General features: G+C 54.9%; 15 protein-coding genes and 1 pseudogene. 11 read left to right on the top strand and 5 right to left on the bottom strand.

The genetic code is table 11. From position 1 onward, the window contains the following. Positions 1-100: 100 nt before the first annotated feature. The 3 genes from hmsP (at position 101) to QSK07_RS19555 (ending at position 5,359) form a co-directional block, all read left to right on the top strand. A complete protein-coding gene (gene hmsP / locus QSK07_RS19565) occupies positions 101-2,107 on the top strand; it encodes a biofilm formation regulator HmsP (protein ID WP_275222165.1) in 2,007 nt (668 codons plus the stop codon). Positions 2,108-2,332: 225 nt separating this feature from the next. Further along, a complete protein-coding gene (locus QSK07_RS19560; RefSeq protein ID WP_285722455.1) occupies positions 2,333-3,622 on the top strand; it encodes a dicarboxylate/amino acid:cation symporter in 1,290 nt (429 codons plus the stop codon). Positions 3,623-3,868: 246 nt separating this feature from the next. Beyond that, on the top strand, positions 3,869-5,359 hold the full coding sequence (locus QSK07_RS19555) for a M16 family metallopeptidase (RefSeq protein WP_098051878.1): 1,491 nt from the start codon (positions 3,869-3,871) through the stop codon (positions 5,357-5,359). 2 nt (positions 5,360-5,361) lie between these two features. Here the strand turns inward: QSK07_RS19555 and QSK07_RS19550 are convergent, their stop codons facing one another. After that, the gene (locus QSK07_RS19550; protein WP_285722453.1) at positions 5,362-6,234 is read right to left on the bottom strand and encodes an alpha/beta hydrolase; all 873 of its coding nucleotides are present in this window, start codon (positions 6,232-6,234) and stop codon (positions 5,362-5,364) included. Between the two features lie 546 nt (positions 6,235-6,780). Here QSK07_RS19550 and QSK07_RS19545 point away from each other — a divergent pair. Continuing rightward, positions 6,781-7,467, top strand: a pseudogene (locus QSK07_RS19545) (ABC transporter transmembrane domain-containing protein); the annotation flags it as partial. A gap of 134 nt (positions 7,468-7,601) precedes the next feature. Here QSK07_RS19545 and kdgK read toward each other — a convergent pair. Next, positions 7,602-8,534 carry a 2-dehydro-3-deoxygluconokinase gene (kdgK, locus tag QSK07_RS19540; protein WP_098051877.1) on the bottom strand — a complete coding sequence of 311 codons (933 nt, stop codon included), beginning with the start codon at positions 8,532-8,534 and terminating at the stop codon, positions 7,602-7,604. Between the two features lie 281 nt (positions 8,535-8,815). Between kdgK and pdeH the strand changes: the two genes are divergently transcribed. Next, positions 8,816-9,589 carry a cyclic-guanylate-specific phosphodiesterase gene (pdeH, locus tag QSK07_RS19535; protein ID WP_285722451.1) on the top strand — a complete coding sequence of 258 codons (774 nt, stop codon included), beginning with the start codon at positions 8,816-8,818 and terminating at the stop codon, positions 9,587-9,589. A 63-nt stretch (positions 9,590-9,652) separates the two neighbouring features. Continuing rightward, positions 9,653-11,713, top strand: a complete 2,061-nt coding sequence (locus QSK07_RS19530; protein ID WP_098051875.1) for an AsmA family protein — start codon at positions 9,653-9,655, stop codon at positions 11,711-11,713. Here QSK07_RS19530 and ppiC read toward each other — a convergent pair whose 3' ends face one another. Then, entirely contained in the window at positions 11,714-11,995 is a 282-nt protein-coding gene (gene ppiC / locus QSK07_RS19525; protein ID WP_098051874.1) for a peptidylprolyl isomerase PpiC, read from the bottom strand. A gap of 75 nt (positions 11,996-12,070) precedes the next feature. Here ppiC and rep point away from each other — a divergent pair, with 75 nt between their 5' ends. After that, positions 12,071-14,092 carry a DNA helicase Rep gene (rep, locus tag QSK07_RS19520; protein WP_285722447.1) on the top strand — a complete coding sequence of 674 codons (2,022 nt, stop codon included), beginning with the start codon at positions 12,071-12,073 and terminating at the stop codon, positions 14,090-14,092. A 42-nt stretch (positions 14,093-14,134) separates the two neighbouring features. Here the strand turns inward: rep and gppA are convergent, their stop codons facing one another. Together gppA and rhlB are read right to left on the bottom strand one after the other, a co-directional pair. Continuing rightward, positions 14,135-15,619: a guanosine-5'-triphosphate,3'-diphosphate diphosphatase gene (gppA, locus tag QSK07_RS19515; protein WP_098051872.1), complete on the bottom strand. Its 1,485-nt coding sequence runs from the start codon at positions 15,617-15,619 to the stop codon at positions 14,135-14,137. Between the two features lie 6 nt (positions 15,620-15,625). Continuing rightward, positions 15,626-16,918, bottom strand: a complete 1,293-nt coding sequence (gene rhlB, locus QSK07_RS19510; RefSeq protein ID WP_098051871.1) for an ATP-dependent RNA helicase RhlB — start codon at positions 16,916-16,918, stop codon at positions 15,626-15,628. 116 nt (positions 16,919-17,034) lie between these two features. Here rhlB and trxA point away from each other — a divergent pair, with 116 nt between their 5' ends. From trxA to wzzE, 4 genes are all read left to right on the top strand, one after another. Next, positions 17,035-17,367: a thioredoxin TrxA gene (gene trxA, locus QSK07_RS19505; RefSeq protein WP_003851963.1), complete on the top strand. Its 333-nt coding sequence runs from the start codon at positions 17,035-17,037 to the stop codon at positions 17,365-17,367. A 352-nt stretch (positions 17,368-17,719) separates the two neighbouring features. Next, positions 17,720-18,979, top strand: a complete 1,260-nt coding sequence (gene rho / locus QSK07_RS19500) for a transcription termination factor Rho (RefSeq protein WP_003851960.1) — start codon at positions 17,720-17,722, stop codon at positions 18,977-18,979. Between the two features lie 280 nt (positions 18,980-19,259). Further along, positions 19,260-20,339 (top strand): UDP-N-acetylglucosamine--undecaprenyl-phosphate N-acetylglucosaminephosphotransferase, encoded by a 1,080-nt coding sequence (wecA, locus tag QSK07_RS19495; protein ID WP_033734802.1) that lies wholly within the window; start codon positions 19,260-19,262, stop codon positions 20,337-20,339. Between the two features lie 5 nt (positions 20,340-20,344). After that, entirely contained in the window at positions 20,345-21,418 is a 1,074-nt protein-coding gene (wzzE, locus tag QSK07_RS19490; RefSeq protein WP_275222219.1) for an ECA polysaccharide chain length modulation protein, read from the top strand. Position 21,419: the final 1 nt, after the last annotated feature.

Here is a 21,419-nt window from a genome sequence, read left to right as displayed (position 1 = left end):
AGGACTTTTCAGACGGTAAAAAAGTTAGTTTATGAGATATACTGGCGGGCATTGTCCTGTCTGCTATCTGGGCTTTTTTCATCGTCGGGAGAGAATTTTTTTGCGCGTAAGCCGGTCACTTACGATAAAGCAGATGGCGACAGTTTCGCTGGTTGCGGTTATCACCATCAGTATCTTTATCGTCATCCAACTGTTTCATTTTGTGCAGCAGCGCAGGATTGACTACGCCCAGCAGATGGAGAATATCGCACACACCGTCCGCCAGCCGCTGTCGGAAGCGGTGCTGCGTGCCGATATCTCTCAGGCCGAACGCATTCTTCATTCACTGAAGCCCGCCGGTATTTTATCGCGCGCCGATGTAGTGCTGCCTAATGCGTTCCAGGCCCTGCACGCCGACTTTGAGACGGAAAAACCGGTGCCGCTTCTGGTGGCCCGCCTGTTTGAGCTGCCGGTGCAGATTACCCTGCCGCTCTATTCGGTGGAAAATACCGGGATGCCGAAGCCGCTGGCCTATCTGGTGTTGCAGGCTAACTCGACGCGCGTCTACCAGTTTATCCTCAGCACACTCTCGACCATGATCATCACCTATCTGCTGCTGGCGCTGATCCTCTCCGTGGCGATTAGCTGGTGCATCAATCGGCTGGTGGTGCATCCGCTGCGCAATCTTTCACGGGAGCTGCAGGAGCTGCCACCGCAGTCGATTCTGACGCATAAACTGACCCTGCCGCAGAGCCACCGCGATGACGAAATCGGCATGCTGATCCGCAGCTACAACCGCAATCAGCAGGTGCTGGAGTCGATTCATGACGAGATGAGTCGGCTGACCACCCATTTTGCCGTCACCGATCTGCCTAACCGTACGCTGTTTCTGGCGCTGGTCGAGCAGTTCATGTGCAACCCTGAACGGCCACTGGGTCTGATGGTGATCCGCATTGAAACGCTGCAGGAAGCTCACGGCATACTGAGCGATGAGCAGCGCGATACGCTGATGCTGACGCTGGTGGAGAAGATCCGGCATACGCTGGATGACCATACCCTGCTGGCACAGACCGGTGTCAGCGACTTCGTGCTGTTAATGAAGCGCGCCAGTAATCCGTTCCGTGCGCTGCGCCTGGCGCGTAACCTGATGATTCGCCTGAATCAGCCGGTCAACCTGCATCAACTGCAGCTGCGTCCTAACGTCAGTATCGGTCTGGCGCTGCGTGACGATCGGCCGCTAAGCGCTAACGAGCTGCTTGACCGCGCGACCTCGGCGATGATGTCGGCCCGTCATCAGGGTAAAAATCAGATCCTGTTCTTTGACGCTGCCCTGACCGAGCGCGCGCAGAAACGCCTGACGCAGGAGCATGACATTCTGCAGGGGCTGCACGATGAGCAGTTCGCCCTCTACCTGCAACCTCAGGTGGATATGCGCACCGGCACGTTAACCGGCGCAGAAGCGCTGCTGCGTATGCGCCAGCCAGATGGCAGTTACGGTCTGACCGAAGAGTTTATTGCCAGTGCCGAAGAGATTGGCGTGATTAGCGCGATAGGCCGCTGGGTGTTTGAAGAGGCGTGCCGCATTCTGGCTGGCTGGCAGCGACAGGGCATTATGCTGCCGCTGAGTGTGAATATTTCCGCGGTGCAACTGCGGGATACCGGTGTAGTTTCTCATCTGCAATCCCTGCTGGCGCGCCACCGCATTGCACCAGGCACCCTGGTGCTGGAAGTGACAGAGACGGCTCAGCTTGACGATGCGGAACAGGCGATATCGATGCTGCGACTGTTGCAGCAGACCGGCGTGGCGGTGGCGCTGGATGATTTTGGCATGGGCTATTCCAACCTGAACTATCTCCATCAGCTGAAAGCGTTGCCGGTTAACAAACTGAAGATGGATCGCAGCTTTGTGGCGGCACTGCCGCATGACGACACCATGGTCCGCATCGTGGCGGCCATCGCCGAGATTATCCATCTTGAGGTGATTGCCGAAGGCGTGGAAACGGCGGAGCAGCGCGACTGGCTGCTGGCGCGCGGTATCGCTATCGGCCAGGGCTATTTTTATGCGGAAGCGCTGCCGGTGAGCCGATTCAACCAGACATGGATCGAAAACTCCTCACTGCCGCAATAATTGCCTGATTCATTGATTTTGCGAGAATTTTAGTTACAAAACCCCTTGCTGAAGCGTTTCAGTTCAGAATTACGATCCCAGGGTTTCCTGGGCGTTTGTCACCCTGTATTAATCCCGTAAACAGAGTGTTATTTTCGGGTTACTGTCAGGCGCCACCTCTGTTGCCCGCCAGTCACAATAACGAATCCGACAACATCACCTCACGGCGTTAGTGGACACCTGTTTATGAAAACCTCACTTTTTAAAAGCCTTTACTTCCAGGTGCTGATGGCGATTGGCATCGGCGTTTTGTTAGGCCATTTTTACCCGGAGTTAGGGACTCAGATGAAGCCGCTGGGAGATGGCTTTGTTAAATTAATCAAGATGATTATCGCCCCGGTGATTTTCTGTACCGTGGTGACCGGCATCGCTGGCATGGAAAGCATGAAAGCAGTAGGGCGGACCGGCGCAGTAGCCCTGCTCTATTTTGAAATTGTCAGCACCATCGCGCTGATTATCGGCCTGATCGTGGTGAACGTCGTGCAGCCAGGTGCCGGGATGAACGTTGATCCTGCCACGCTGGACGCCAAAGCCGTGGCGATGTACGCCCAGCAGGCAGAACAGCAGGGCATCGTTTCCTTCCTGCTGGATATTATTCCTAACAGCGTGATTGGCGCCTTTGCCAGCGGCAACATTCTGCAGGTATTGCTGTTCGCCATTCTGTTTGGTTTTGCCCTGCATCGCCTGGGTAACACCGGCACGCTGATTTTCAACGTGATTGAAAATTTCTCAAAAGTCATTTTCGGCATTATTAACATGATCATGCGTCTGGCACCGATAGGGGCATTTGGCGCAATGGCGTTTACTATCGGTAAGTATGGTGTGGGATCACTGGTGCAGCTCGGCCAGCTGATTATCTGCTTCTACATCACCTGCGTTCTGTTTGTGGTGATTGTGCTGGGGCTGATTGCGCGTCTGTTTGCCGGATTCAGCATCTTTAAGTTCATTGCCTATATCAAAGAAGAGCTGCTGATTGTGCTGGGAACCTCCTCTTCCGAGTCTGCGCTGCCGCGTATGCTGGATAAGATGGAGAAACTGGGCTGTAAGAAATCAGTGGTCGGGTTAGTGATCCCCACCGGTTACTCTTTTAACCTCGACGGCACGTCGATTTACCTGACCATGGCGGCGGTGTTTATCGCTCAGGCGACCAATGCGCACATGGATATCTTCCATCAGATTACGCTGCTGGTGGTACTGCTGCTCTCCTCGAAAGGCGCAGCGGGGGTAACCGGAAGCGGATTTATCGTACTGGCGGCGACGCTCTCTGCGGTAGGACATCTGCCGGTGGCGGGTCTGGCACTGATACTCGGTATTGACCGCTTTATGTCCGAAGCACGTGCGCTGACCAACCTGATCGGTAACGGTGTGGCGACCGTGGTAGTCGCGAAATGGGTCGATCAGCTGGATCATAAACAGCTGACCGACACGCTGGCAGGCCGTAATAAGGAGAATAAAGCGTCTGAATCTTCAATTTAATCATTGAATTTCACTTAAATCCCCACAAATGCCCGCTGTCGCTTGCCCTGACAGCGGGCATTTGCATAATGAACCCCACTTGTTTTTTTTGACGTTTTTCACTTCGTTGCGCGACATCCTGAGCTTCCTGTGGTCAAACACTCTGTTGTTGGATAACAGCGCGATTCGGCGCCAGCCGATTCGTTAATAACAGCGGCAATATGCGCCAGTGATAACGATATTTGAATTATTTGAGTAGGGGTTCACATGCAGGGCACCAGAATTCGGCTTTTGGTTGGTGGATTAGTGCTGGCAGGCAGTTTTGGTCTCCAGGCAGAAACGCTGCAACCGGATCCGGCCTGGCAGGAAGGCAAGCTGGATAATGGATTTAACTGGCAGTTACTGGCCACACCGCAGCGCCCCAGTGACCGCATTGAACTGCGGCTGGTCGTGAACACCGGTTCGCTGGTGGAAAGTGCGCAACAGACCGGCTTCAGCCATCTGTTATCGCGTCTGGCGATGGTGCATAACACGGCGCTTGATACGCAGCAGCAGCGCGCGCTATGGCAGCAGGCGATGGATCCTCAGCATCCGCTACCGCCCGTCATCGCCTCCTATGATTCCACCCAATATAATCTGAGTCTGCCGAATAACCGTCCCGAGCTGCTGAAAGAAGCGCTGAACTGGCTGGCGGCCACGGCAGGCAATATGGCGATCACTGAAGAGGTGGTTAACACTGCGCTGGCCGCTTCCGATCCGGTGGCGACCTGGCCGAAAGATCCGCAGGATGTCTGGTGGCGCTACCGCCTGAAAGGCTCCGCGCTGCTGGCGCACGATCCCGCTGCACAGCCCCGTGCGCCAGTTGATTTGACCCAGCTCAGTGATTTTTATCATCAGTGGTACACCCCGGACGCGATGACGCTCTACGTGGTAGGTAACGTCGACAGCCGTAACCTCTCTGAACAGATCAACAAAACCTTCTCGGCGTTAGCCGGCAAACGTGAAACCCCTGCGCCACTGCCCACCCTGTCGCCACTGCCACATGAGCCGGTGAATCTGGTCAGCAGCAACATGACCCAGGATCGTCTGTCGCTGGTGTGGGATACGCCGTGGCAACCGATTCGTGACTCTCAGAATCTGCAGCGTTACTGGCAGGGCGATCTGGCCCGTGAAGCGCTGTTCTGGCATGTGCAGCGTGCACTCAGCGACAGCAAGGCGCAGGGCATTCAGGTCGGATTTGATTGCCGTGTGCTTTATCAGCGTGCGCAGTGTTCTATCAACCTGGATGGGCGCAATGAAAATCTCGCGCAGAATATGAATCTGGTGGCGCGTGAGCTGGCAAACGTGCGTGATAAAGGTTTACCGCAGGAGGAGTTTGATGCGCTGATGGCGCAGAAGCTGCTGGAACTGAACAAGCTGTTTACCACTTATGCCCGCACCGACACTGATGTGCTGATGAGTCAGCGCCTGCGATCGCAACAGAACGCTGTGGTCGATATCGCGCCAGAGCAGTATCAGAAGCTGCGTCAGACTTTCCTGGCCGGCCTGACCCGTGAACAGCTAAACCAGGAGCTGCGCCAGCAGCTGACGCAGGAACTGATGATGGTTCTGATTCAGCCGGAAGGCGAAGCAGAAACCAATGTGAAGAGCCTGCAAAACAGCTGGGACAAAGTGATGTCACCGCCAGCGGCACCGGCGACCAGCAATGAAGCCAGTCCGCCGGATAGCAACGTCAAAGACGTTCCCCCCGCCGCGTAACGTCAGGTTTTTGCCCTGAGCCACTCGGTCACTAACATCGGCCAGCTGGCGAGGGGCAAATCTGCCACGCCACGGATACCAAATCCGTGTCCGCCTTTCTGATAGAAATGCACCTCTGCCGGAACCTTATGCTCACGCAGTGCGCCGAAAAACGCCATGCTGTGATTCACGGAGACATCGTCATCGTCAGCGGCGTGGATTAACAGCGTCGGCGGTACCAGCGGATGAACACGGGTTTCCATTGAGTAGGCTTCAATCGTTTTCTGATCGGGCCACGCACCCAGCAGGCGGGTCCTGGCACCTTCGTGGGCGATGCCGTCACGCATGCTGATCAGGGGATAGACCAGTACCATCGCATCCGGACGCGGCGAGAAGTTTTCAGCGCCATCCTGCACCGGATAGAGTTTCTCTGCGAAACGCGTGCCCAGGCTGGCCGCCACGTGGCCACCCGCCGAAAAGCCCATCATCACAATGTATTTACCGTTCAGGCCGCGCTGTGCCCGATCACGCAGGACGCGAACCGCACGCTGTGCATCGGCCAGCGGCGCATCGGGGCCTTCGTGATGCCCGTCGTAGGGCAGGCGATAGGTCATGACCGCCAGGGTGTAGCCCATGGCGGTAAAGAAGGTCGCCAGCGCGCTGCCTTCACGATCGATCATTACACGCTGATAGCCACCGCCCGGTGCGACCAGCAGGGTAATGCCGTTGGATTCGACCGGATGCCAGATCGCCATCTCCGGGCAACGCACGCCGGTAGCGGCGCGATCGTAAGGCTCATACTCTTTTGCCATATCGACAATCTGCGGTTCGGCGCGGGAGTCGCTGGCGCCTGGCGCATCACCGTGTGGCCAGATATTAATAATTTCTGTGTGCATAAATAGATCCTGATGCGGGGAATATTTTAATTGTTTTATTCGCGGCCGGAGAGAACAGCGTCCTGCTGTCTTTTGATTAAAAGATGGTCTTTTTTCAGGCGATCGTCCATCCGAAAAGGGCGAATCTGACCAGATTCGGACTATGCCTGGAGAGAGATATGTTTGCGTAAATTATTAATTTTAATCAATAAATTATAAGAGGGATTAACGAGGATTGCCGCAGGGTGTCTGTTATTAACCACTAATTTTCAGCTTAAGGTAAATGGCTGGCACGGGCCGCTTTGTTAACCGCAATTTACCGGATATCACGCTGTTTGCTGTTAAGACAACATAATGCTTTTAGTGACAGAGTGATCTCCGTCTCAATGCTGAGATTAATGTGCCAGTCTCATTTGGGAATGGTCAGCATCATTTACCACAGGGCAGTTTACTGCTGGTTGATGCGGTTTAACATAACATCATCCGTCTGTTCACAACGATAAGATGCATGCCCTGTTTGATACCGATCTCTCTGCCAGACAAACCTTTGGTCGCCTGTGACCGACAATTTCTCCCTTCAGGCTGGGACTGCTGGTTGCGGTTATTGCCCTGATCGTCAATGCCGCTACAGACCCGTTTATGCTGACGTTACTGAAGACGCAGCTGGACGATGTGGTTGGCAAAAATAACCACGGCATTCTGGCCTGGATGCCGCTGGTAGTTATCGGGCTGATCCCGATCCGCGGTGTCAGCGGCTATATCTCCAGCTACTGCATTTCCTGGGTGTCAGGCAAAGTGGTCATGATCCTGCGTCGTCGGCTGTTCAGTCACATGATGGGCATGCCGGTATCGTTCTTTAATCAGCAATCAACCGGCACGCTGCTCTCCCGTATCAGCTACGACTGCGAACAGGTCGCGTCTTCCTCTTCCGGGTCGCTGGTCACGGTAGTACGTGAAGGGGCCTCGAATCCTTGCCAGTTTGTCATGATGTTCTATTACAGCTGAAAGCTTTCCCTGATCCTGCTGGTGCTGGCTCCCATTGTGTTGCTGGCGATCAGCATCGTCTCCCGGCGCTTCCACGACATCGACAGCGGCGAAATTTTGCCGGATGGGCATGACCTGCGTGATTACACCCTGGCCTCGCTGCGCGAGCAGGTAGCACTGGTTTCTCAGCATGTTTACCTGTTCAACGACACGGTCGCCAACAACATTGACTATGCCCGCACCGATGTCTTCAGCCGCGAGGAAATTGAATAGGCGGCGCAGATGGCTCATGGCAACAGAGACTCAGCCAGACATAATCAACAGCGCAAAAAAATGCGCCTCTGGGCGCATTTTTCGTCATCTATATTCGCAGATCGATCTTTACGACGCTAACTGCTTCAGCATCAATCAGGCATCGCCTCTGCCGGAATAATCGCGCCGCGATGCTGAATCACGGTGCTGGCGGTCAGGTGTCCACGCTGCGCAGCTGACTCTGCAGACGCACCAGTCAGACGGCGCGCCAGATATCCGGCACTGAATGAGTCGCCAGCGGCCGTCGTATCGATCACTCTCTCTTTCGCCAGACGTACCGCAGGCACCGCGATCAGCGGCGCATCGCCGATAGCTACCAGACAGGATTCTGCGCCCCGCTTAATTATGATTTCGCTGGCACCGGCCTGACGGGTACGCGCAATCACGTCATCGAGCGGCTGCTCGCCCCACAGCAGATGTTCATCATCCAGCGTCAGGAAAGCGATATCGGTACCGTTCAGCATGGCGCGATACGCAGCCTGCGCACTGGCGCGATCGGCCCATAAACGCGGGCGGTAATTGTTATCAAAAATTACCCTGCCGCCATTCGCCCGGCAGCGGGCCAGCAACGCCATCAGCTTCTCACGGCTTGCCGGTGGCAGAATCGCCAGACTGATGCCGCTAAGGTAGAGATAATCGTAGTGCGACAGCTGTTCGGCTATCTCTGCGGATTGCGGGCTGTCGAGCCAGTAACGCGCGGCGGCATCGCTGCGCCAGTACCAGAAGGTACGCTCGCCGTCGGCGTCGGTTTCAATCACATACAGGCCCGGCATCTTATTATCGAGGCGCTGAATCAGGTCCGTATTCACCTTCTCCTGCTGCCAGGCGGCGATCATCTGTTCACTGAATGAATCCGTGCCCAGCGCGGTAACATAATCGACCCGTAACTGCTGTTCATCAACCTGGCGGGCAAGATACACCGCCGTGTTAAGGGTATCGCCGCCAAAGCCTCGCTTAATGTTCTCACCCTTTTCGGACAGCTCAATCATGCATTCGCCGATAATGGCGATTTTCTTCTGCGTCATGGTTTCAGACCTGTAGTGAAATATCGTCTTAGTCTCGCGTCTGGTATGGCAGACGTCAATGATTTTAAAACGATGTTTTAATTTAGCTTAAGGTGCTGAAAGGCCCCGATCCGGGCGATAAGAGCGGCTAATTTCGGCCTTTTTTACTGATTATGCTAACGAATCGGCTGGTAAACTCCCCGTTTTGATACGGTCGCCCCATTCATCTCATTATCACAGGCATTTACGATAATCGCTTTAGTCTCCCGTTTTGGGGACGTGTTACCAACCAGGAAAATAGCATGGTGATGGAGAGTATTAGCCAATGGCTGCCGTCTTCAACCGACCTTAATCTCCACGCGGAAACGCCGCTCTTCTGGCAACAATGTCATCGACGCTATCGGTTTCAGCCGATCTATCGGGTAACCGGTCAGTTACTCGCCATTGAACTGCTGACCGCCGTTTATCATCCCATGGCGCCGGAACGGAATCTCTCGCCTGAAGCCTGGTTTGCCGGACTCGACATCGCTCAGCGCCTGAACGTCGTGTATGAACAGCTTGAACTCCTCGCAGAATGGACTGTATTTTTTGAACGCAATGATGTGGTCGCCTCGGTCAACATAGACGGTCCCTCACTGCTCGCCATTCAGCATCGACCTGCTATTCGCCAGCTCATTGCCCGGCTGCCCTGGTTACGCTTTGAACTTACCGAGCATCAGGTGCTGCCGCAGGAGGAGAAAGTAGCGAAAATTCCTGAGCTGGGGGCGCTGTGGCTGGATGATTTCGGTTCGGGTATGGCCAATTTTTCTGCGCTGACCCAACTCAACTATGATTACATCAAGCTTTCGCGCGACCTGTTTGTTTTGCTGGGCACCACCAATGAAGGGCGCAGCCTGTTTTCGATGCTGCTGGCGCTGATCAATCGCTACTGTAACGGCGTCATTGTTGAAGGCGTTGAGACGGAAGCGCAGTGGCAGCAGGTTAAAGCGTCCCCCGCTATCGCGGCCCAGGGCTACTACTTTTCCCGGCCTGTCCCATTTTCTGAACTGAATCATCTCATTATCCAGCTTCCCTGATGCCGTTGCTCGCCGTCTCGACTATCTTTAACGCAGACCGTGAATGTGCAAGGAGAAAGCGTAATGTCGCGTACCGGGAAAATAGTCAGCTGGGTAGCAGGAATTCTGGTGTTATTAATCGTGGTGATTATCGTTGTCATCGCCACCTTTGACTGGAATCGCGTGAAGCCCACCATCAATCAGAAAGTCTCTGCCGAATTAAACCGTCCCTTTGCGATACGGGGAGATTTGGGTATCGACTGGGCAAGAAATCGCGACGAGGCAGGCTGGCGGCGCTGGGTGCCGTGGCCACAGGTGCACGCGGAAGATATTATGCTGGGCAATCCGCCAGACATTCCTGACGTCACCATGGTGCATCTGCAGCGTGTGGATGCCACGCTGTCACCGCTGTCGTTGCTGCATAAAGAACTGTTTATCCCGTGGATTAAGCTGCAGCGGCCTGATGCCCGACTGATCCAGACCGCGGATAAAAAGAACAACTGGACCTTTACCCTGGCCAATAGCGACAAAGACGAGAAGAATGCCGCGCCGTCTGCGTGGTCCTTCCGTCTGGATAATATTCTTTTTGATCAGGGACAAATCCGTTATCGCGATGCCGTTAACCGTGCGGATGTGACGGTACAGGTCAATCCGCTGGGTAAACCAGTACCTTACGCGCAGATTGCCGGCGGCAATGACCAGCAGAAGGGCGCGGGCGATTTTGTCTTTGGCTGGAAAGCCAGCGGCACCTACAACAACGAGACTCTCAGTGGCGACGGCAAAATCGGCGGCATGCTGTCGCTGCGCAGCCAGAACACCCCGTTCCCGATCCAGGCCGATGTGCGTAACGGTTCCACGCGCGTGCAGGTGACGGGCGGGTTGCAGGATCCGATGAACCTCGGCGGGCTTAACGTGCGGCTGCGCTTCGCAGGCGATACGCTGGCGAATCTTTATGGTCTGACCGGTGTCCTGCTGCCTGAAACACCGCCCTATGAAACTGACGGCCATCTGATTGCGAAATTCAATGGCGAAAAAGGTGCAGTCTACCGTTATGAGAAATTCAACGGACACATTGGCGACAGCGATATTCATGGCTCGCTGATTTACACACAGGGCAAACCCCGTCCTGCGCTGACCGGCGAACTGACCTCGGAGCAGCTGCGTATGGCTGATCTGGGGCCGCTGATTGGCGTGGACTCCGGTAAAGGCAGTGAAAAAACCGCGCAGGCCAAAGCTCGTCGCGGTGAGAAATCGAATCAGCCTGCCGACCGCGTGCTGCCACATGATAAATTTGAGACTAAAAACTGGGACGTGATGGATGCCGATGTGAAGTTCAGCGGCAAACGAATCGAACACAGTAATTCCCTGCCGTTAAGCGATCTTTACACCCACTTACAGCTGAAAAGCGGCGATCTGCTGCTGGATCCGCTGCGCTTTGGTGTGGCAGGCGGCAGTCTCAACAGCACCATCCGGCTGGAGGGCGATCGATCGCCGATGCGTGGCCGGGTTGACCTTCATGTCCGTAAGCTGCAGCTGCGTCAGCTCTTCCCGACGGTGGACGCAATGAAGAGCAGCCGTGGTCAGCTCAATGGCGATGCCAGCTTTACCGGTACCGGTAATTCAGTGGCCGATCTGCTGGCGACCAGCAACGGTCAGCTTAAGCTGCTGATGAATGATGGACTGATCAGCCGCAGCCTGATGGAGATTGCCGGACTCAACGTCGGTAATTACGTGGTGGGCAAGCTGTTTGGCGATGACCAGGTGCGTATCAACTGCGCCGCGACCGATCTCAGACTGCAGAATGGTGTGGCGACGCCTAATTTGTTTGTGTTTGATACCGAGAACGCGATTATCAATGTGTCAGGGAATGCGAACTTCGGCAGTGAGCGGCTGGATCTGTCGGTGAATCCGGAGAGCAAGGGCATCCGCATCGTGACGCTGCGCTCGCCGCTCTACGTGCGCGGTACGTTTAAAAATCCGGATGCAGGCGTGAAAGCGGGGCCACTGTTGGCCCGCGGTGCCGCTGCCGTGGTACTGGGTGCGGTCGTTGGTCCGGCAGCCGCGCTGCTGGCCATGATCTCGCCAAGTGATAACGAAGACAACCAGTGCAGCACCGTCCTGCAGCAGATGAAACAGAAGAAGTAACTAGTTGCGGTAGAGCACTTTGATAATGTGATAACCAAAGCCGGTCTTTACCGGCCCGTAAGGCGTCAGCAGCGGGCAGGTAAAGACCGCTTTATCAAAGGCCGGCACCATCTGTCCCTGCCGGAACTCACCCAGATCGCCCCCCTTCCGGCCGGAAGGACAGGTAGAGTGCTTCTTTGCCAGCGCCTGAAAATTGCCGCCTTTCGCTAGTTTCGCCAGAATCTCTTTTGCCAGCGCTTCCTCTTTGACCAGGATGTGTAAAGCCGCCGCGGTTTTCGCCATGTTGCTATCTCGGTTGTGTATAATTGCCGCCCAGTATAAACCCCTTTCTTTTGATTCAATCAGGCGATTTCTTTTATGCGTTTAAACCCCAGCCAACAACGTGCCGTCGAATTTGTTACCGGTCCCTGTCTGGTACTGGCGGGCGCGGGATCGGGTAAAACCCGCGTGATTACTAACAAAATCGCCCATCTGATTCGTGAATGTGGCTATCAGGCGCGCCACATCGCCGCGGTAACGTTTACCAATAAAGCCTCGCGCGAAATGAAAGAGCGTGTGGCGCAGACGCTGGGCCGCAAAGAGGCGCGCGGCCTGCTGATCTCAACTTTCCATACGCTGGGACTGGAGATCATTAAGCGCGAAACGGCGGCGCTGGGCATGAAGTCGAACTTCTCGCTGTTCGACGATCAGGATCAGCTCGCCCTTCTGAAAGAACTGACCAAAGAGTGGCTGGAGGAGGATAAGACGCTGTTGCAGCAGCTTATCTCCACCATTTCTAACTGGAAAAATGATCTGATCGATCCGCAGGGTGCCGCTGCGCAGGCGCGATCGCAGCAGGACAATATCTTTGCTCACTGCTATGCCCTCTACAGTCAGCATCTTAAGGCATGTAATGTGCTCGATTTTGACGACCTGATCCTGCTGCCAACGCTGCTGCTGCAGCGTAATCAGGAAGTACGCGAGCGCTGGCAGCAGCGTATCCGCTATCTGCTGGTGGATGAGTATCAGGACACCAACACCAGTCAGTATGAGCTGGTTAAGCTGCTGGTTGGCGCACGCGCGCGCTTCACGGTAGTCGGCGACGATGACCAGTCGATTTATTCCTGGCGCGGCGCACGGCCGCAGAATCTGGTGCTGCTGAATCAGGATTTCCCGGCGCTGGAGGTGGTGAAGCTGGAGCAGAACTACCGCTCTTCGCAGCGCATCCTGAAGGCGGCCAATATCCTGATTGCCAATAATCCACACGTTTTTGAGAAGCGGCTCTTTTCGGAACTGGGGCAGGGCAGCGAGCTGAAAGTGCTGACCGCCAACAGCGAAGAGCATGAGGCGGAGCGGGTCACCGGTGAACTGATCGCGCATCACTTTATTAACCGCACGCAGTATAAAGATTACGCGATTCTCTATCGCGGCAACCATCAGTCACGGACTTTTGAAAAGTTTCTGATGCAGAACCGTATCCCCTATCGCATTTCTGGCGGCACTTCCTTCTTCTCCCGGCCGGAGATTAAAGATTTGCTCGCCTATCTGCGTGTGCTGACCAATCCTGAGGATGACAGCGCGTTTCTGCGCATCGTTAATACGCCGCGCCGCGAGATTGGCCCGGCCACGCTGCAGAAGCTCGGTGAATGGGCCAACCTGCGCAGCAAGAGTCTGTTTAACGCCAGTTTTGATGTCGGTCTGGGGCAGACGCTGAGCGGCCGTGGTCTGGAGCATCTGCAGCGCTTCACCCACTGGCTGAATGAGATTATCCAGCTGAGCGAACGTGAGCCGGTGAATGCCGTCCGTGATTTGATTCGCGGCATCGACTACGAAAGCTGGCTGTTCGAAACCTCGGGCAGCCCGAAAGCCGCCGAAATGCGGATGAAAAACGTCAACACACTGTTTCAGTGGATGACTGAAATGCTGGAAGGCAGCGATATTGATGAGCCGATGACGCTGGCACAGGTGGTGACGCGCTTTACCCTGCGCGACATGATGGAGCGCGGTGAAAGCGATGAAGAGCTGGATCAGGTGCAATTGATGACGCTGCACGCCTCTAAAGGTCTGGAGTTCCCCTATGTGTTCCTGGTGGGCATGGAGGAGGGGCTGTTGCCGCATCAGAGCAGCATCGATGAGAACAACATCGAAGAGGAGCGTCGTCTGGCTTACGTGGGGATCACGCGGGCGCAGAAAGAACTGACCTTTACCCTCTGTCGCGAACGCCGGCAGTATGGTGAGTTAATCCGGCCTGAACCGAGTCGTTTCCTGCTGGAGTTACCGCAGGACGATCTGCAATGGGAGACCGAGCGCAAAGTGGTCAGTGCGGAAGAGCGGATGAAAACCGGGCAGAGTCGGGTCGCCGGATTGAGAGCGATGCTGGATAAGGCGAAGAAGAGTTAAACCTCGCAGGAGGCGAAAGAAATTCGCCTCACGCGGGTGCCATTACGACAGGGTTAACAACCAGTGGACGTAAGACTGATAGTGGCTTTCCTGCTCCAGCAGTTCGCTGCGCAGCGGATGCGCCTCCAGCCAGCCTGCGGGCAGGGTCAGATGCAGGGCGTCATCGTCTGCCAGTAGCCGCACTGCAGGCAGGGTGTCGTCGCGACGGCGGGTGGAGAAAATAATCGCCAGCCGCAGCAGACGGCACATCCGTTCCGCCAGGCGCGGCGGCAGCGCGTTTTGCTGAGTCAGCAATGCCAGATCGATGCTGCCGCTCTGATTTTGCAGTAAACAGGCCAGCAGCTTCTTCTGCGCCGGTGTGAAGCCAGGCAGATCGAGGTGACGCACCAGATACGCCGCGTGCTGTGGCGCATGACGGAAGTCGACGCTCAGGCCAATTTCGTGGATCGCGCAGGCGCTGAGCAGCAGCTCACGACAGCGCTGATCCAGCTTCCACGGCGTGGAAACCTGACGGAAAAAGCTCTCTGCCAGCTGACGCACGCGGTCTGCCTGTTCGACATCGATGCTGAAACGGCGCTGAACGTTGTGCAGTGTGCGGGTACGGATATCGCGGTCAATCGGCAGATGCAGCATGCCGTAAACCAGTCCTTCCCGCAGTGCACCGCCAGCCAGCGTCATGCTATCGATGCTGAGCGCCTGGAAGATAGCGATCAGGATCGACAGGCCGCTGGGGAACACCAGTGCCCGTTCCAGCGTCAGTCCTTCAATTTCCAGCTCTTCCAGTTTGCCGCACTGAATGGCGCGCTGCTTCAGCTGCTGCAGTTTATTCAGCGTGATGCGCTCATCCATACCCTGCGCCACCATGATCTCCTGCAGCGCCTGAACCGTGCCGGATGCCCCGACACAGGCCTGCCAGCCCTGTGCACGCAGCTGCGCGGCAATCGGCTGGATCATCTCACGGGCCGCCTGCTCAGCCTGGTCGAAGTTCTCTTTTGCCAGATGACGATCGCTGAAGAAGCGCTCCAGCCACGTCACACAACCCATCGACAGGCTGAACAACACTGATGCGTGTGAGCCGTCGCCGGTAGCCAGTTCGGTACTGCCGCCGCCGATATCGACCACTAAGCGCTTGTCGGAACCGCCGGTAGTGTGGGCCACGCCCTGATAAATCAGGCGCGCCTCTTCTTCGCCGCTGATGACGTTGATGGTACAGCCGAGAATCTGCTGGGCGGTGTCGAGGAAGGTCTGCGCATTGGCAGCCAGACGCAGCGTGGCGGTCGCCACCACGCGAATCTGATCGGGGGGAATATCCTGCAGTTGTTCAGAGAAGAGTCTGAGGCATTGCCAGCCACGCGACATCGCGTCGGCTGACAACAGGTTATTTTTATCCAGACCGGCAGCAAGGCGAACCTTGCGCTTAATTTTTGCGACGGTCTGAATACTGCCAGAGACTTCGCGCACCACCAACATATGAAAGCTGTTAGACCCTAAATCGATCGCTGCATAAAGTGACGACGCGCTGAGCATGGTGGCCTAACCTGAACGTTTGCGGTTGTTGTTACGTGGAGCACCGCGACGATTGGCGCTATTCCCTCCGCGACGCTGGCCATTGCCGGTACGGCTGCGTTGCAGACGTTTGGGCGGCGGTAAATCGGTCAATAACGCTTCGCTGCTGTATTTGCTGACCGGAATGCTGTGGCCAATGTATTCTTCAATTGAAGGCAGGTTCAGCGCGTACTCTTCACAGGCCAGGCTGATAGAGTGTCCGCTGGCGCCGGCACGACCGGTACGACCAATACGGTGAACGTAATCTTCACAGTCATCTGGCAGATCGTAGTTAAAGACGTGCGTCACAGCCGGAATGTGCAGACCGCGAGCGGCCACATCGGTGGCGACCAGAATATCCACATCACCTTTAGTGAAATCATCCAGAATGCGCAGGCGCTTTTTCTGAGCCACGTCGCCGGTCAGCAGACCAACACGGTGTCCATCGGCAGCCAGATGGCCCCAGATATCTTCACAGCGGTGTTTGGTGTTGGCGAATACAATGGCGCGGTCGGGCCACTCTTCTTCCAGCAGGGTCTGCAGCAGGCGCATTTTCTCTTCGTTAGACGGATAGAAAAGCTCTTCCTGAATGCGATGGCCGGTCTTTTGTTCCGGTTCCACTTCCACATATTCAGCGCTGTTCATGTGCTCAAACGCCAGTTCACGGACGCGGTAAGAGAGCGTCGCCGAGAACAGCATGCTCAGACGCTGCGTAGCAGGCGGCATGCGACGGAACAGCCAGCGGATATCTTTAATAAAGCCGAGATCGAACATGCGATCGGCTTCGTCCAGTACCATGACCTGAATGGCACCGAGATTGACATGATTCTGCTTCGCGTAATCGATCAGGCGGCCGGTAGTTGCCACCAGAATATCAACGCCCTGTTCCAGCACTTTCAGCTGTTTGTCATAACCGTCTCCGCCATAGGCGAGACCCAGTTTCAGGCCGGTTGAGGCGGTAAGAGGTTCGGCATCCGCATGAATCTGCACAGCAAGTTCACGCGTCGGCGCAAGAATTAAAGCCCGTGGCTGGTTAACCTGACGACCTTCCGCCGCAGGATGAGAGAGAAGATGATGAAACGTTGACGTCAGAAACGCCATCGTTTTGCCGGTACCGGTTTGCGCCTGGCCTGCAACATCACGCCCTGAAAGCGTAAAAGGCAGAGCTAACGCCTGAATCGGCGTGCAGTATTGAAAGCCTTTACTATCAAGGGCTTCCACCACTTTTGGGTGCAGGGCGAAGTCGGAAAACTTCTGTTCAGTTAAGTGTGTTTTGCTCATAGTGTGGTAGAATATCAGCTTACTATCGCTTTACGAAAGCGTATCCGATGAAATAAAGTCAACCAACATTGGTATATATTACGCCAATTCGCCAGGCATAATCTTTGGAGTAAAACATGAGCAGCGATAAAATCGTTCATCTGACTGATGACAGTTTCGACACCGACGTGCTGAAAGCCGACGGCGTTACACTGGTAGATTTCTGGGCTGAATGGTGTGGTCCTTGCAAAATGATCGCGCCCATCCTTGATGAAGTTGCAGAAGAGTATGATGGCAAGCTGACCATCGCTAAGCTGAATATTGATGATAACCCAGGCACGGCACCGAAATACGGCATTCGTGGTATCCCGACGCTGCTACTGTTTAAAAATGGCGAAGTCGCCGCGACCAAAGTGGGCGCGCTGTCTAAAGGCCAGCTGAAAGAGTTCCTGAACGCCAACCTGGCGTAATTCAGGGCTGAACGTCTGGCAGTGGTGAATTTATCTCCTGCTGCTGGACGTTCGCTTTCGGGCGTGCTAAGTTACCGATACTGCATTACGAACTTACCTTGTAGTTTGCATCTGAAAGTTTTCCCTTGTTGAACCCTGTCGCCCTGTACCTTATAAAGATAGAGCGGTTCAGCAATCTTACGGTTAGCTCCAACTCTGGCATCACATTCGGACATCTGCCTGCATACCGATCGCCATTTCATACGATGATCGTCGGGAAGAGCCGAAAAGAGCCATTAACGGCATGGATTAATTGCCATACCACTCACGACAAACATTCCGAGTATTACCCCGAGTTTAAGAACCCATCACTATGAATCTTACCGAATTAAAGAATACGCCGGTTGCTGAGCTGATTACTCTCGGCGAAAATATGGGGCTGGAAAATCAGGCTCGCATGCGCAAGCAGGACATTATCTTTTCCATCCTGAAGCAGCACGCGAAAAGCGGCGAAGACATCTTTGGTGATGGCGTGCTGGAGATTCTTCAGGATGGATTTGGATTCCTCCGTTCCGGAGACAGCTCCTACCTCGCCGGCCCTGATGATATCTATGTTTCCCCCAGTCAAATCCGCCGCTTTAACCTCCGCACTGGTGACACCATCTCTGGCAAAATCCGTCCACCAAAAGAAGGTGAACGTTATTTTGCACTGCTGAAAGTTAACGAAGTTAACTACGATAAGCCGGAAAACGCGCGTAATAAGATTCTGTTCGAAAACCTCACGCCGCTGCACGCAAATAAGCGTCTGCGTATGGAGCGGGGTAATGGCTCAACGGAAGATTTAACCGCTCGCGTACTCGATCTGGCATCGCCGATTGGTCGTGGTCAGCGTGGTCTGATCGTGGCACCGCCGAAAGCCGGTAAAACCATGCTGCTGCAGAACATCGCGCAGAGTCTGGCGTACAACTACCCGGATTGCGTGCTGATGGTGCTGCTGATTGATGAGCGTCCGGAAGAAGTGACCGAGATGCAGCGTCTGGTGAAAGGTGAAGTTATCGCCTCAACCTTCGATGAACCCGCTTCGCGCCACGTTCAGGTTGCTGAAATGGTAATCGAGAAGGCCAAGCGTCTGGTTGAGCATAAAAAAGATGTCATCATCCTGCTCGACTCCATCACACGTCTGGCGCGTGCCTACAACACCGTGGTTCCTGCTTCAGGTAAAGTCCTGACCGGTGGTGTGGATGCCAACGCCCTGCATCGTCCAAAGCGTTTCTTTGGTGCTGCACGTAACGTGGAAGAGGGAGGAAGCCTGACCATCATCGCGACCGCGCTGGTTGATACCGGTTCGAAGATGGATGAAGTCATTTACGAAGAGTTCAAAGGTACCGGTAACATGGAACTGCATCTCGCCCGTAAAATTGCTGAAAAACGCGTCTTCCCGGCGATTGATTACAACCGTTCTGGTACGCGTAAAGAAGAGCTGCTCACTTCTCAGGAAGAGCTGCAGAAGATGTGGATCCTGCGTAAGATTATTCACCCAATGGGCGAAATCGACGCAATGGAATTCCTCATCAACAAGCTGGCGATGACTAAAACCAATGATGAATTCTTCGATATGATGAAGCGTTCATAATCCGATACTGCCAGGCCGGACCACAGATTCGGCTTTTTTAGTTCAAATGGGCAGAAAATCGACCTTACGCCACGTCTCAGCGTGGCGTTTTTCATTTGTGAGCTATAGGATTGAACACTGGCAGGAGCATTTATAATGACTGTGGTAGTGATGGCGAATTTATGACCGTTCGTCTGTCTCTTTATGCAGAATTCGGAATCCGACGCAGCACCAGGCGCGCTTTTTGGCGTATTGTGGTGCGGGATGTTAGCTGAGAGCGTTTAACGTGAATTTACTCACTATGAGTACTGAGCTTGGTTTAATTTTTCTCTTTTCCCTGGCTTTCCTCTTTTTTGCTCGAAAAGCAGCTAAAAAAATTGGTTTAGTTGATAAGCCTAACTCACGTAAACGTCATCATGGCGCGATTCCGTTGGTGGGCGGCATTTCCGTGTTCGCAGGTATCTGCTTTACGTTTGCCATTACTAACTACTATCTGCCACACGCGCTGCTCTATCTGGGCTGCGCCGGTGTACTGGTGCTGGTTGGCGCACTGGATGACCGATTCGATATCAGCGTTAAAATTCGCGCAGTCGTGCAGGCCATTGTCGCGCTGGTCATGATGTTTGGCGCAAAACTCTATCTGCTCAGCCTGGGCTTTATCGTCGGTCCGTTCGAGCTTATCGTGGGGCCCTTCGGCTATGTGCTGACCCTGTTTGCCGTCTGGGCTGCGATCAACGCCTTCAATATGGTAGACGGGATCGATGGTCTGCTGGGCGGACTCTCCTCGGTCACCTTTGCCGCAATGGGCATCATCCTTTACTTCGACGGCCAGACCAGCCTCGCGATGTGGTGTTTTGCGATGATTGCCGCCACGCTGCCCTATATTCTGCTTAACCTCGGTTTCCTGGGGCGTCGTTTCAAAGTCTTTATGGGCGATGCCGGCAGCACCATGATCGGCTTCACCATTATCTGGATTCTGCTGGAAACGACGCAGGGCCTGAGCCATCCCATTACACCCGTTACCGCACTCTGGCTGATCGCCATTCCGCTGATGGATATGGTGGCGATTATGTATCGTCGCCTGCGCAAAGGCATGAGCCCATTCTCGGCCGATCGTCAGCACATCCACCATCTGATTATGCGTGCCGGTTTTACCTCGCGTCAGGCCTTTGTCCTGATTACCGTTGCGGCGGCCATCCTCGCCGGTATCGGTGTACTGGGTGAATATCTGGCGTTCATCCCGGAGTGGGTGATGCTGCTGCTGTTCCTGGGCGCTTTTATGGTTTATGGCTACTGCCTGAAGCATGCGTGGCGCGTGGCGCGACGCGTCCGGCGTATCAAGCGTCGTCTGAGCCAACATCGCGAAGCAAAAAATAAATGAACCCGATGCTGAAAAAGGATACCTCTGCCATGCCTGCTGACGTTGTGGACAACGAACTGGATATTCGCGGCCTGAGCTGCCGTTTATGGCGTGGTAAACGCTGGATTGTCGGGCTGGCGCTGCTGTTTGCTCTGATCGCCTGGCTGGCAACGCTGCTGCTGAAACAGGTCTGGAGCACCACGGCGATTACCGATCGCCCGACGGTGAATATGCTGGGCTCTTACTATGCACAGCAGCAGTTTCTGACCAATCTGGATGTGCGCAACAATGCCCTGACGCTGGCTGCGCCGTCACCGACGGTGATGGATCAGGTTTATCAGGAGTTCACCATGCAGCTTTCCTCCTGGGATACGCGTCGGGAATTCTGGCAGCAAACGGATTACTACAAGAACCGTAAAACCGGCAATGCGCATAACGATGCCGCGTTGCTCGACGATTTGATCGGCAACATCCTGTTCACGCCTGCTGACGCGGCACATAACCTGCCCGATAACGTCAAACTGAAAGCGGAAACCGCGGGCGATGCCAACAATCTGTTGCGGCAGTATATCGCTTACGCCAGTGAGCGCGCCGCGCGTCATCTTAATGATGAGTTAAAAGGGGCCTGGCGGGCGCGTACCGACCAGTTGCAGGCGCAGGTGAAACGTCAGGAAGATGTAGCTAACGCAGTTTTCCAGCGCCAGCAGCATCGGCTGGAGCAGGCGCTGAAAGTCGCCAGCCAGCAGGGCATCAACGAGAAACAGACGCGCGAAGCGGGTGAGAATCTGGCAGACAGTGACCTGTTCCTGCTGGGCCAGCCCGTTTTACAGGGACAGCTTGATACCCTGCGTGCCACCGGCCCGGGGTTTGATATCAGCTATGATCAGAACAGAGCAATGCTGACCACGCTGCAGACCGGACCAAAACTGAACAGCCAGTTCCAGACCTACCGTTATCTGCGTACGCCGGAAGAGCCGGTATCACGTGACAGTCCGCGACGTCTGTTCATGATGATTATGTGGGGTGCCGTTGGGGCATTAACAGGCGCGGGTGTGGCGCTGGCACGTCGTCCGCGTCTGATGTCAGACGCGCATGATTGAG

This window comes from Pantoea sp. QMID4 (assembly GCF_030270445.1).
GTDB classification, from domain to species: Bacteria; Pseudomonadota; Gammaproteobacteria; order Enterobacterales; family Enterobacteriaceae; genus Pantoea; species Pantoea vagans.
This window is presented reverse-complemented; position numbering and strand designations above follow the sequence as displayed.

Bases quoted from the DNA above. Each gene is read 5' to 3' on its own strand.
- gppA (WP_098051872.1), bottom strand. From the start codon at position 15,619: ATGCTCAGCGCGTCGTCACTTTATGCAGCGATCGATTTAGGGTCTAAC.
- QSK07_RS19550 (WP_285722453.1), bottom strand. From the start codon at position 6,234: ATGCACACAGAAATTATTAATATCTGGCCACACGGTGATGCGCCAGGC.
- rep (WP_285722447.1), top strand. From the start codon at position 12,071: ATGCGTTTAAACCCCAGCCAACAACGTGCCGTCGAATTTGTTACCGGT.
- ppiC (WP_098051874.1), bottom strand. From the start codon at position 11,995: ATGGCGAAAACCGCGGCGGCTTTACACATCCTGGTCAAAGAGGAAGCG.
- wzzE (WP_275222219.1), top strand. From the start codon at position 20,345: ATGCTGAAAAAGGATACCTCTGCCATGCCTGCTGACGTTGTGGACAAC.
- kdgK (WP_098051877.1), bottom strand. From the start codon at position 8,534: ATGACGCAGAAGAAAATCGCCATTATCGGCGAATGCATGATTGAGCTG.
- rhlB (WP_098051871.1), bottom strand. From the start codon at position 16,918: ATGAGCAAAACACACTTAACTGAACAGAAGTTTTCCGACTTCGCCCTG.
- rho (WP_003851960.1), top strand. From the start codon at position 17,720: ATGAATCTTACCGAATTAAAGAATACGCCGGTTGCTGAGCTGATTACT.
- wecA (WP_033734802.1), top strand. From the start codon at position 19,260: ATGAGTACTGAGCTTGGTTTAATTTTTCTCTTTTCCCTGGCTTTCCTC.
- QSK07_RS19560 (WP_285722455.1), top strand. From the start codon at position 2,333: ATGAAAACCTCACTTTTTAAAAGCCTTTACTTCCAGGTGCTGATGGCG.
- pdeH (WP_285722451.1), top strand. From the start codon at position 8,816: ATGGTGATGGAGAGTATTAGCCAATGGCTGCCGTCTTCAACCGACCTT.
- trxA (WP_003851963.1), top strand. From the start codon at position 17,035: ATGAGCAGCGATAAAATCGTTCATCTGACTGATGACAGTTTCGACACC.
- QSK07_RS19555 (WP_098051878.1), top strand. From the start codon at position 3,869: ATGCAGGGCACCAGAATTCGGCTTTTGGTTGGTGGATTAGTGCTGGCA.
- QSK07_RS19530 (WP_098051875.1), top strand. From the start codon at position 9,653: ATGTCGCGTACCGGGAAAATAGTCAGCTGGGTAGCAGGAATTCTGGTG.